The organism is Burkholderia sp. Bp9012, assembly GCF_003853825.1.
Lineage (GTDB): Bacteria > Pseudomonadota > Gammaproteobacteria > Burkholderiales > Burkholderiaceae > Burkholderia > Burkholderia diffusa.
On record NZ_QTQA01000033.1, the window covers coordinates 51665 to 63339 of the forward strand.

9 protein-coding genes are annotated in these 11675 nt (G+C 68.6%); 5 read left to right on the forward strand and 4 right to left on the reverse strand.

Annotated features, from left to right (window positions below; translation table 11 throughout):
• The first annotated feature begins 92 nt into the window (after window positions 1-92).
• Window positions 93-1088: an alpha/beta fold hydrolase gene (locus DIE11_RS31590; protein ID WP_124629387.1), complete on the forward strand. Its 996-nt coding sequence runs from the start codon at window positions 93-95 to the stop codon at window positions 1086-1088.
• Here the strand turns inward: DIE11_RS31590 and DIE11_RS31595 are convergent.
• From DIE11_RS31595 to DIE11_RS37265, 4 genes are all read right to left on the reverse strand, one after another.
• Window positions 1073-3373, reverse strand: a complete 2301-nt coding sequence (locus tag DIE11_RS31595) for a TonB-dependent receptor (RefSeq protein WP_124629388.1) — start codon at window positions 3371-3373, stop codon at window positions 1073-1075. The two genes, DIE11_RS31590 and DIE11_RS31595, sit on opposite strands and share 16 nt — an antisense overlap.
• 89 nt (window positions 3374-3462) lie before the next feature.
• Complete coding sequence (locus tag DIE11_RS31600) at window positions 3463-3891, reverse strand: biopolymer transporter ExbD (RefSeq protein WP_124629389.1); 429 nt, start codon at window positions 3889-3891, stop codon at window positions 3463-3465.
• A complete protein-coding gene (locus tag DIE11_RS31605; RefSeq protein ID WP_124629390.1) occupies window positions 3888-4607 on the reverse strand; it encodes a MotA/TolQ/ExbB proton channel family protein in 720 nt (239 codons plus the stop codon). The genes DIE11_RS31600 and DIE11_RS31605 overlap by 4 nt, the downstream gene beginning before the upstream one ends.
• Window positions 4608-4617: 10 nt before the next feature.
• Window positions 4618-5013 (reverse strand): energy transducer TonB, encoded by a 396-nt coding sequence (locus DIE11_RS37265; protein ID WP_260437226.1) that lies wholly within the window; start codon window positions 5011-5013, stop codon window positions 4618-4620.
• A 927-nt stretch (window positions 5014-5940) separates the two neighbouring features.
• Between DIE11_RS37265 and DIE11_RS31615 the strand changes: the two genes are divergently transcribed.
• The 4 genes from DIE11_RS31615 (at window position 5941) to DIE11_RS31630 (ending at window position 11273) form a co-directional block, all read left to right on the forward strand.
• Window positions 5941-7668: a methanol/ethanol family PQQ-dependent dehydrogenase gene (locus tag DIE11_RS31615; RefSeq protein WP_124629391.1), complete on the forward strand. Its 1728-nt coding sequence runs from the start codon at window positions 5941-5943 to the stop codon at window positions 7666-7668.
• An 82-nt stretch (window positions 7669-7750) separates the two neighbouring features.
• Window positions 7751-9010, forward strand: coding sequence for a c-type cytochrome (locus DIE11_RS31620; RefSeq protein ID WP_124629392.1), 1260 nt, complete (start codon window positions 7751-7753; stop codon window positions 9008-9010).
• 75 nt (window positions 9011-9085) lie between these two features.
• Complete coding sequence (locus tag DIE11_RS31625) at window positions 9086-9403, forward strand: high-potential iron-sulfur protein (protein WP_059510566.1); 318 nt, start codon at window positions 9086-9088, stop codon at window positions 9401-9403.
• Window positions 9387-11273, forward strand: a complete 1887-nt coding sequence (locus DIE11_RS31630) for a sigma-70 family RNA polymerase sigma factor (protein ID WP_124629393.1) — start codon at window positions 9387-9389, stop codon at window positions 11271-11273. The genes DIE11_RS31625 and DIE11_RS31630 overlap by 17 nt, the downstream gene beginning before the upstream one ends.
• The last annotated feature ends 402 nt before the right edge of the window (window positions 11274-11675 follow it).

Here is an 11675-nt window from a genome sequence, read left to right on the forward strand (position 1 = left end):
GGCTTTGACGTGGGTCAAGCCCCGGCCCGTTCTCGGGTTCCACCGGATCCGCCCGTTCCGGCGTTGACCCGTTACCCTCTTTCCGACACGACATGACGCAGCGACCGCTCCGCCCCGCTTCCACGCCCCGACCGGCCCTGTCCCGCGACGCATGCCGGATCGCATGGACCGAAGCCGGCAACCCGCACGGCGATCCGGTCGTCGTGCTGCACGGCGGGCCCGGCAGCGGGAGCCGACCGGCGGTACTCGGCCTGTTCGACCTGACGCGCATGCGCGTCGTGCTCATCGACCAGCGCGGCGCAGGCGCATCGACGCCGCGCGGCGGCCTGCGTCACAACAACACGATGCGTCTGATCGGCGATCTCGACGCGCTGCGTGCACGCCTCGGCATCGCACGCTGGTGCGTCGTCGGCGGGTCGTGGGGCGCGGCGCTTGCGCTCGCCTACGCGGGGCGACATCCATCCCGCGTGACGAGCGTCGTGCTGCGCGGGTTGTTTCTGACGTCGTCGCGCGAAGTGCGCGGCCTGTTCGTCGGCTCGCGCGCACGGGCGCCGCGGGCCTGGCAGCGCCTGATGGCCGCCGCCGGCACCGCGCGCGCCGATCGCCTGATCGCATGCTGCGCGCGGCGTCTCCAGCCAGGCACCGGCGCGGCGCGGCAACGCGCGGTCGCGCTCGCATGGAACGCATATGAGGATGCGATCCTGACCGGGCGGCCGGCGCACGCCACGCGGCCGACGCGACCCGCCGTCGCCGGGCTGATCGACAAATACCGGATCCAGGCGCACTACCTGCAACGCAACTGCTGGCTCGGCGAGCGCCGGTTGCTGGCGCTGGCGCGGCAGGCCGCTCAAGCCGGCGTGCGGTTGCATGCCGTGCACGGCACGCGCGACCGCGTGTGCCCGGTCGACAACGTCGATCGGCTCTCCCGCGCGGTGCCGGCGGCCGTCGTCGAACGCGTGCCGGCCGGGCATCTCGCGAGCGACGACGCGCTCGCTCGTGGCGTCGCTCGCGCGGTACGCAAGGTGCTCGACGTAACGGCAGCAGACGCACCGCAACACGCCGGGCCGCCCGTTCAGTCCCACGCATAGCGGGCGCCGACCCACGCGCCGCGCGGCGCGCCCGGCCCGACGAACTGCTCGTTGACGGGGTTGATCCCGTCGAACGAATGATTCGGACCAGCGAAGACGTTCCGGCCGATTATCCCGAAGCTCGCGTAGCGCTTGTCGAGCAGGTTGGTGATCGACGCGAACAGCTGCAGGTGCTTCGTCACCTGCCAGGTCGTATCGAGGTCGATCAGGACATAGCCGGGCACCTTGCCGTTCACGTCCTGGTTATTCTCGTCGCCACGCGCGAACACGCCGCTGCGATACGTGATGTTGGTGCCGACGTTCCACTTCGGCGTCGCCGCATAGTCGAGCCGCAGCTTCACGGTGCTCGACGGAATCCCGGGAATGCGGTCGCCGGAGCGAACGACGATGTTGCCTTGCGCATTGGCGCTCGAATTGCTCGCGCTGCTTTCGGTCCACGTCGAGCGGTAGGTGGCGTCGACATAGCTGTAGCTGACGCCGATCCCGACCGGCCCCAGCCGCGTATGGCCCGCAAGCTCGAAGCCTTGCCGGCGCGTCTTGCCGACGTTCTGGAAATAGCCGAGCGTGCTCGCGCCACCGTTGCTGCTGATGAACTCGATGTCGTCGTCGAGCGTCGTGCTGTAAACGGCCGCGCTCCACATCGTCGCCAGGTCGACCCGGCCGCGCGCGCCAAGCTCGATCGTCTTCGCGATCACAGGCTTCAGCGCCGGGTCTGCGAGAAAGTCGTTCGGCAACGAGCACGGCGCGGCCGGATCGGCGCATGCGAGCTCGATCGCGGTCGGCGATCGCATTCCTTCGTTGTACGTCGCATATGCGGTGAAGCCGGGCACCGGATTCCACGTGACGCCGACGGCCGGGTTGAACCGCGAAAACGTATGACGCGCGGTGAGCAACGGCTGCAGGCCGCTCGCGTCCTCGATAGCCGCCCGCGACCAGTTGTAGCGCCCGGCCAGCGTCAGCGACCATTGACGCGTCAGCGTCAGCGTGTCGTCGAAGTAGACGCCGTAGTTGGCGTTGCGCGTCTTCGCGCGCGTCTTCTGCGTGAAGTCGCCGATGCCGACCGTCGCACGCGTATCCGTGAACATTGCATCCTGCGACGACTGCTCGAAGCCCGAGTTCGCGAGATCGGCGGATGCGCCCACGATGAACTGGTTGTCCATGCCCGCGAGCTTTCCGAGCAGCGTCAGTTGCAGGTTCGCGCCGTAGCTGTCGGTCGTGATCACCGAGCGATCGTTGGCCGCCTGCACCGTGTCGACAGCGCCGCCGCCGTCGACGCTGCCGAAGTCGTCGTTCACGTTGCTGCTGGTGTTGGTGTTGCGGTAATGCCGGTAATAGATGTTGCCGCTGAGCTGCACGTGGTCGTTGAACGAATGGTCGCCCGACACGGTGACGTACGCGGCGCTGTTGCGATTCAGGTCGGGATACGTGTAGGCCTGTGCGCGATTGTCGAGAAACGAGCGCGGAATCGTCTGCGAGCCTTGCAGCGCATTGTCCGCGCCGCCGGCCGAGATCGACAGCGTCGTGTCGGCGTCGGTGTAGCGCAGCTTGCCGAATCCCTGCCGCACTCGGCTCGCATTGTGATCGGCCCAGCCGTTGTCGTTCGCGACGTTGCCCGTCACGTAGTAGTCGAGGTTGCCGCCGATGCGCCCGCCCTGCTCGATCTGCGCGGTCTTGCGTCCCCACGAGCCCACCGACACCTGTGCGGCGCCGCCCGGGCTCGTCCGGCCGTTCTTCGTCGTGATCGCGAGCGCGCCGCCGAGGGTGTTGAGCCCGTAGGTCGGATTCGAACCGGGGATCAACTGCATCGTGTCGATCGCCGCCTGCGGGAGGATGTCCCAGTTCACGACGTCGCCGAACGGCTCGTTCACGCGCACCCCGTCGACGAATACCGACAGCCCCTGCGGCGTGCCGACGATCGGCGATGCCGTGAAGCCGCGGTAGCTTACGTCCGTCTGGTACGGGTTGCCCTGCGCCTCGCTGATGTCGACGCTCGACACGTTCTTCTCGAAGTAGTCGGTCAGTACGCTGCCGTGCTGACGCATGATGTCCTCGCCACGAATGGTCTGCACGTTGGCCGGCACGCGCGACAGCGGCGTGCCGATCCCGAGCAGCGGTGTCGTGCCGACGACGACGATCGGCGCGAGCGTCGGCGCATCGACGTTACCGGCCCGTTCGACCTGCGCCCACGCCGGCGTCAGCCAGCCGCCGAGCATGCCGCCGAAGCACAGCGTGACGCCCGCGCGCCGGGCGACGAAGCGGCGCTTCGCCCCATCCGTTTCCTTCATCTCCACGTCTCCTCTTTTCTTGTCACAGCTTTGTTATATCGTTGTCCATACCGATATATCGGCGATCGTCCCAGCTGACGTCGATCGCTTCATCGCGCCGTCCCGGCATCGCCATCCGCCGTCGCGATCGCGACATGCGAGACACGCGCGCGTCCGATCGACGCGATGACGCCGGCCACTGTGCCGAACGACTCGTTTCGGTCCGCGTACAAGCTGACGCTCGTCCGCGGGTCGCGCGCGACGCGGCGTGCCAGCTCGGCCTCGACCTCGGCTGGCGTGGCCGGCGCGCCGTCGATACGGACGGCGCCGTGCGCGTCGACGGTCACGCTGACGGTCGATGCATGCGTGTCGTGCGCTGGGGCGGCTGCTTTCGGCAGGTCGATGCGGATCGCATGCGTCATCAGCGGCGCGGCGACCATGAAGATCACCAGCAACACGAGGACAACGTCGACGAGCGGCGTCACGTTGATCTCGCCGAGCGGTTCGCCCGCCTCGGCTTCGCGGTCATCCGTCTTCATACGGCCGCCCGACGCGCAGGGCCCGCGTTGCTCGCGGCCGCGAGCGCGGCATGCACCGGCGCGCCGATCCTGAACCGCCGCTGCTCGGCCAGCGCGATCAGGTCCTGCCCGAACTCGTCGAGCCCGGCCGTCACGGCCTTGAGCCGCCGCAGGAACAGGTTGTAAGCCAGCACCGCCGGAATCGCGACGCCGATGCCGATCCCGGTCGCGACCAGCGCCTGGCCGATCGGCCCCGCGATCGCATCGATGCCGTTCGCCGCCGACGCCGTCATCGACTGCAACGTGTGGACGATGCCGAACACGGTGCCGAACAGCCCGACGAACGGCGCGACGTTCGCGATCGACGCGAGCACGGTCAGCCCGCGCTCGAGCGACCGCTGCGAGCGCCGGATCTCGCGCGCGAGCGTGCGCTCGAGCAGGTCGCGGCGATCCCACGCGACCAGCACGGAAGGCGCGTCCGGCCCGGGCGCGTCGAGATCGCGCAATGCGACGAACACGGCACCCTGCAGGCGAGCGTTCAGGCTGCCAGACACGTCGTCGTCCGTCGGCATCGACAGCGTCGCGCGATCGCCGCAGCGCGCGGCAAAGCGGCGGTTTCCGAGCGCGACGCGTACATACAGCATCGCCTTGACGACGATCAGCGTCCAGGTGATCGCCGACAGCACCGCGAGGAGTGCAAACGCGCCGACGACCGCGTCGTGGATGTAATCTGACATGACGGATTCCTTAGTTTCCGAGTTTGAACACGACCGGCACACTGACCCAGCCGTCGATCGATTCCGTACCGCGTTTCGCCGGCACGAAGCGCCAGTCCGTGACCGCCGCGGCGGCGGCATCGTCGAGCGCGTCGTGTCCGCTGCTCGCCGACAGTCGCACCTGATCGGGCCGACCGTTCGCGAGCACATGCACGTTCAGAATCGTGGTGCCTTCCCAGCCGCGCCGCTGCGCGACGTCCGGGTAATCGGGCGCGGGGTTGCGCAGGTAGGCGGCCGCGAAGCGCGGTGCGGTGACGGGTTCGGGTGCGGCCGAGGACTGCGCGACCGGCGTCGCACGCGCGGGCACCGTCGCGGCATCCGCAGCGGCATGTGCGGCGGCAGGCCGAGCCGGTTCCTGCTCCGGCATGGTTCGCCGACGTTCACCGTCCGGCGACACTGCGGCGGTTGCGGTCGCGAGCTTGCGCGAAGGACCGGCAAGATCGGCCTGACGCGTTGCGGCCACACTCGGCCGAGCCGCTCGATGCACCGCTGTTTCTCGGCTCGAATGCGACGGCATACGCGCGGGGGGAACCTGTGTCGCGACATCCACCCGACGATGCACACCAAGTTCGGCAACCCGCGCGGATTCGCTCGCGTCCACCTCGACGGCGAGTGCGCGAGGCAGCATCGTCCGTCCATCGGGCACCCATGCGTGCCACAGCGCGGCCATGATGGCCGCATGGGCGGCAAATACCGTCAGCGCGACGGCTCGCAGCGGTTCGCGGGCGCGTGCGGGCTGCAGCATGCCGATCGTCGTCGCCACATACGGGGCGGCAGGCGCGATGCCATGTGCGCGTGCGACCACGCGGCGGCGTTCGCACCTGCGAGCGGCATCGGACGAAATCGGGACATGCATGGCGGTCTCTCGCTGCACGGAATCATTGCCATGTCGAACGGCAAGAAGCATGCCGATGCGTGCAACGCCCTGCCGGCAGCCGATCGAAGCCGACACGCATCGATATGCAACCGCGCACCTGTTGCAGTTCGAGCCACCCCTGTTGCGCCTGTGTCAATTTGGATCAACGAGGCGACGCCTTTGGCCGCGCACCGCACTGTCATGTTTCGCAACACTCCACCCGCGGCTGTCCCCGAACGCAACACACGCGGATCATCCGCGCCATGCCGCGCATGTCGCCGCGGCGCGCACAACCGGCCGCTCCGCCTTGCGCGACAGGGCGCGCGCCTCAATGGCATGCGATTTGCGTGACTGGCTGCGCACTGGACCCGGATCCCCACCCTGCCGGCCCGGCCATGTGTTGGCCGCGGTGCGACCACAATGACTCTGGAGACAACCATGAAAAAACTCTCGGCTTCGACGAGCCGACTGGCAACCATCGGAATCGCGGCGGCGGCCGCGATCGCCTTGAATCCCGGCCTGGTGGACGCTGCCGCGGATTATCCGGCCGTCACGTATCAGCGGCTCACGGATGCGCAACGCGATCCGGGCTGGCTCACCTACTACCGCACGTACAACGGCCAGGCGCATTCGCCGCTCAAGCAGATCGACGCGTCGAACGTGAAGCAGCTCACGCAGGCGTGGAGCTACAAGTTTCCGGCCGAGCTGAAGCAGGGTTTCGAAGCCACGCCGATCGTCAACGGCCGCTACCTGTTCGTGACCACGCCGAAGGACAACGTGTACGCGTTCGACGCGGCCACCGGCGCGCAATTGTGGAAATACGAACCGAAACTCGGCGCGGAATCGTTCAAGACGGCCTGCTGCGACGTCGTGAACCGCGGTGTCGCGCTCTACGGCAAGAACGTCTACGTCGCGATGCTGAGCGGCGAGGTGGCCGCGCTCGACGCGCAGACCGGCGCGCTCGTGTGGAAGAAGCAGATGTTCGAGCCGGGGCTCGGCTACGCGTTCTCGCTCGCACCGCTCGCGCTCGACGGCGCGATCGTCGTCGGCAGCTCGGGCGGCGAATACGGTGCACGCGGCTTCATCGCGGCGCTCAGCCCGAACGACGGCACGCTGCTGTGGAAACGCTTCACGATTCCCGGCCAGGGCGAGAAGCACGGTGACACCTGGCCCGACGGCATGCAGGCGCACGGCGGCGCACCGGCCTGGTTGACCGGCACTTACGATGCGGCGACGCGCACGCTGTACTGGGGCGTCGGCAACCCGGGGCCGTGGCTCGCGGACTTGCGCCCGGGCGACAACCTGTACTCCGATTCGCTGCTCGCGCTGGATCCGAAGAACGGCGACCTCAAATGGCACTACCAGTACACGAAGCACGACACCTGGGACTATGACGGCGTCAACACACCCGTGCTCGCGACGATCAAGTACAAGGGCAAGGAGCGCGACGCGATCATCCACGCGGACCGCAACGGCTACTTCCATGCGATCGATCGCGACACCGGCAAGCTGATCTATGCGGAGCCGTTCGTGAAGGCGACGTCGGTCACCGGCTACACGGAAGACGGCGCGCCGATCCAGGATCCCGCGAAGTATCCGAAGGTCGGCACGACGATCGACACGTGCCCGAGCTTCCTTGGCGGCAAGAACTGGTGGTCGGTGTCGTACGACCCCGTGCGCCATCTCGCGATCGTGCCGGCACTGCATGCGTGCATGAGCCTGTCGGGCAAGTCGGTCAACTACATGGAAGGGCTGCCGTATCTCGGCGAAGGCTTCGAGATCAAGCCCGAGCCGGGCAGCGAAGGGTACGGCGAACTCCAGGCGATCGACGTGAACACCGGCAAGAAAGTGTGGAGCCACTGGAGCAAGCTGCCGTGGAACGGCGGCGTCGCGACGACCGCAAGCGGCCTCGCGTTCAGCGGCTCGCTCGACGGTCACCTGTACGCGTTCGACGTCGCCACCGGCAAGGTGCTGTGGGAGAGCCCGAAGCTCGCGAGCGGGATCATCGCGCAGCCGTCCGTCTTTGAAGTCGACGGCAAGGAGTACGTAGCGGTACTCGCCGGCTACGGCGGCGCGAATCCGATCTGGGGCGGCCCGATGGCCAAGGCGGCGGACGACGTGCCGCGCGGCGGCACGCTGTACGTGTTCGCCCTCGACCGCGGCTGACCGGCATCCGGCCAACCGTATTGCGCCCGCGCCGCCGGCGCGGGCGCCCCTCCCTTTCCCGTTTTCAACCGAGCGTACGATCATGAACATCCGACTTTCCCGCCTCGCCGTGGCCTGTGCGCTCGCGGCAGGCACGGCGCTGGCACCGGCGCTCTCCACGGCCGCGACGGCGGTGCGCGTCTGCTCGCTGCCGGGCACGCCGACGGCCGCGCTCGACAAGGCCGTCGCCCGCGAGGCGTTCCGCACGGCCGGCATCGCCGCGAACTTCTCCGGGCACGACGCGGGCAGCAACGACGACGACGGCGTGTCCGCGCATGAGCTCGCCGGCATCCTCGAACACGACTGCGACGTGCTCGCAGGCTTTCCGCGCTCGGCCATCGCCGACGCATCCGATACGAAACTGCTGTTCTCGCAAGGCTACCTGCGCTCGGGCTACGTGAGCGTCACGCGCCGCGATGCCGGCGCGCCGGCCACCGGCCGCGAAATCGTCGCGGCGACCTACGCGAGCCCTGCGCAATTGATCGCGGTTCAGCAGAAGAACGCGCGCTTCGATCTCGAGAACACGTCCGAGCAAACGGTCGACGCGGTCGCGCGCGGCCGCGCGCATCGCGCGATCGTCTGGTATCCGGCAGTCGTCGCGTATCAGGCCGCGCATCCGAAACAGGCGTTCCGCATTGGCGCGACGTCGTCGCCGTATGCGGAATGGCAGCTCACGTTTGCGTTCGCGCCGCGCTCGGCCGAGTTGCAGCAACGTATCGACGCGGCACTCACGCAAATGAAGAACAACGGCCGGCTCGCCGCGCTGACCCGCAAGTGGGCGCTGCCCGGCAGCGCGCTCGAAGCGCACGAGTCGCGCATGCCGTCGCGTTTCCTCGACGGCGCGACGGCGAGCGCAGGCCGCGCGCCCGGCAACCTGCTGCGCGCGCGCAACGTGAGCGCCGGCGGCGGCTTCATCCGCGTCGGCGCGAGCACCGGTGACGCCGCGCCGTCCTTTGACGCGGCCCAGGTCGCCCACGGCAAGGAAATCTACGGCAATGCGTGCGCCAAGTGCCACGGCGCCGATCTCGAAGGCAACACCGCGCCCGCGTTGAGCGGCCCGTCGTTCGCGCCGTTGTCGCATTCGCACCTGACGATCGGCGGCGTGTTCGGCTACATGGCGACCAACATGCCGGCGGACCAGCCGGGCAAGCTGAAGGACGACGAATACGCGGACCTGATGGCCTTCCTGCTCGCGTCGAACGGCTATGCCGCCAGCAAGGACAAGCTGACGGCCGATACCGCACATGCGTCGACCGCGCCGCTCGTCGCCGGTCCCGCCGCGCACAAGGACGCGAGCCAGTAATACCGGGCAAGCGGCTTCGCCACGCAATGCAAGCCGCTCCCTTCCCCACGATTTCATCTTCAACAGGAAACGACCGTGACGTACCCGACCTCCCGCAGAACCTTCATCATCAACGCCATCGGCCTGTGCGCGACGCTCGCCGCCGCACGCACGGCATGCGCGGCGCCGCCGCTCGTCGACGAGAACGACCCCGCCGCGAAGACGCTCGGCTATCGCGCGCATGCGTCCAGCGTCGACGCCGCGCAGTTCCCGAAATACCAGGCCGGCCAGCGTTGTGCAAATTGCCGCTTCTACAAGGGCGAAGCGGCAGATACCGCCGGCACGTGCCCGATGTTCGCCGGCAAGCTGGTCGCGGCGGACGGCTGGTGCAACGTGTATGCGAAGCGGGCGTGATGCTTCGCGCGACGGGCTGCCGGCGCGGCACGCACCGGCGCCCGCGGCCGGCAGCGACGACGGCGCGCCGGTGCATGCCGTCGCGCATCTCCACGCACTGATCGCGGCCGGCCTGTCGCGCGGCTTCGTCACGCGCGGCGACATCATCGACGCGCTGCCCGACGACGATGCGAGCGAAAGCAGTCTCGATGCGGCCGCCGCCGTGCTCGCCGAACTCGGCATCGCGGTGTCCGAGCGCGCCGATACCACGAGCGGCTGGACGCTCGAACGCTACTTCCGGCCGGCCCCGCCCGCGCGCGCATGGGCCGACGGCGACGGCACGCTCGCCGCGGCCGACCTGCTCGCGCCGCGCACGACCGATCCGGTCCGGCTGTACCTGCGCGAGATGGGCACGACGCCACTCCTCACGCGCGATGAGGAATTCGCATACGCGCAGCGCATCGAGCGCGGCCGCGCGGCGTCGGTCGCGGTGCTGTGCGGCGACCCCGATGCATTCGACGCGCTCGTGTCGATTCGTACCGAGATCGCCGAACGCCGAGCCGCCGCATCGACCTATGTGATCTTTCTCGCCGACGACCCGCGCGACGCTCGACCGTCCAATAACGCCGATGCAGGCACTTCGCCCACCTCCATCGGTGAGCCCGGGCGCGACGACGAAGCGCCATCCGAGGATTCGGCCTGGCGCGACGCGGTACTGACACGGCTCGCCCGCATCGACGCATTCGCGGACGGCATTCGGGCCGCGCTGGCCTCGGGCGGCACCGCGTCTGCCGCGTATCGCATGCACGTACGCGACGCCGCGGCGATGCTCGGCACGCTGTGCCTGTCCGCCCGCGCACTCGAACGGATGAGCGAACCGTTGCGCAGCCGCGCACGCCGGCACCGCACGCTGCGAGGCCGGCTGGCGCGGTTGTTGGCCGACGTGGGCGTTCCACCGTCGTTCGCGCAGACGGACCACGACGATCACGCCGGCTGGCTCGCGTCGTGCATTGCCGCGCATCCGGCCTGCGGGCCGACGCTGACGCGACGTGCGGCCGAATTCATCGACGCACGCGTCGCGATCGTGCGCGATGCCCCGGCGTCGGAACTGCCGCCCGGCGCGACCGCGTCGCTCGATGCCAGGCTCAGTGCGATCGAACGCGCGATGCAACCGGCGAAAACGGGCTTGTTCGACGCGAACCTGCGGCTCGTCGTGTCGATCGCGAAGCGCTATCCCGATCGCGGCCTGCCGTTCGCGGACCTGATCCAGGAAGGCAACATCGGCCTGCTGAAGGCCATCGAGCGCTACGACTACCGGCGCGGCTTCCGGTTCTCGACGTACGCGACCTGGTGGATCCGGCAGGCGATCACGCATGCGCTCGCCGACCTCGGCCGCACGATCCGCGTGCCGACGCATACGGTCGACGCGCTGAACAAGCTCACGCGGCTCGCGCGCGAGCATCGGCAACGCGCGGGCACGGCCGCGACGCCGGCCGAACTTGCCGTCCACATGGGCGAGCCGGTAGACAAGGTGCGCGATCTGCTTGCGATCGTGAAGGAACCCCTGTCCGCGGACCTGCCGGTTTCGCCGGAAGGCGACATGACGTTCGCCGACGTCGCGCCGGACCTGTCGTCGCCGTCGCCCGAGGACGCCGCCGGCGCCACCCAGTTGCGCAACACGATCGCTGCCGCGATCGACCGGTTGCCGCCGCGCGAGGCGATGGTGCTCCGGCTGCGCTACGGGCTGCACGCGGACGAAGGCTGCTCGCTACGCGACATTGGCCGCCAGATGAACCTGTCCGCCGAACGCGTGCGGCAGATCGAGGCGTCGGCACTCACGCGCCTTCGCGCGTCCGACGCGCTCGGCGTGCTGCGGTCGTTCATCGCATAGCGTGACGTCAATCCCACGGTGCACACGCCGTGCGTCGTGTTGACGTCTGCAACAGCCGCTGCTGCATTTCGACGCAACATGCATGCCGACGGGATCGCCGATCGTTTTTTCGTTCATTGATTTGCAGTGCAGATCGATCGACGAAAGCCGCTCGACGACGCGCATGCACGCCGATCAGGCTGAATACCCGCACGATTGGCATGCAAGTTGCGTTTCGAGAGTCAGACCATACCCAACGATTTGCATGGAGACCATCTTGACCGCCCTCGTATCGATCCTTCAGGAGCGCCGAATCTTCGAACCGCCGGCCGACACGCGCGAGTGCGCGACCATTTCCGGCATGCCGGCCTACCAGGCGCTTGCCGCCGAGGCCGAGCAGGATTACGAGGGCTTCTGGGCGCG

Excerpts from the sequence above, each read along its gene's own strand:
- DIE11_RS31600 (WP_124629389.1), bottom strand. The coding sequence starts at position 3,891 with ATGAAGACGGATGACCGCGAAGCCGAGGCGGGCGAACCGCTCGGCGAG.
- DIE11_RS31605 (WP_124629390.1), bottom strand. The coding sequence starts at position 4,607 with ATGTCAGATTACATCCACGACGCGGTCGTCGGCGCGTTTGCACTCCTC.
- DIE11_RS31630 (WP_124629393.1), top strand. The coding sequence starts at position 9,387 with ATGCGAAGCGGGCGTGATGCTTCGCGCGACGGGCTGCCGGCGCGGCAC.
- DIE11_RS31590 (WP_124629387.1), top strand. The coding sequence starts at position 93 with ATGACGCAGCGACCGCTCCGCCCCGCTTCCACGCCCCGACCGGCCCTG.
- DIE11_RS31615 (WP_124629391.1), top strand. The coding sequence starts at position 5,941 with ATGAAAAAACTCTCGGCTTCGACGAGCCGACTGGCAACCATCGGAATC.
- DIE11_RS31620 (WP_124629392.1), top strand. The coding sequence starts at position 7,751 with ATGAACATCCGACTTTCCCGCCTCGCCGTGGCCTGTGCGCTCGCGGCA.
- DIE11_RS37265 (WP_260437226.1), bottom strand. The coding sequence starts at position 5,013 with ATGCCGGAGCAGGAACCGGCTCGGCCTGCCGCCGCACATGCCGCTGCG.
- DIE11_RS31595 (WP_124629388.1), bottom strand. The coding sequence starts at position 3,373 with ATGAAGGAAACGGATGGGGCGAAGCGCCGCTTCGTCGCCCGGCGCGCG.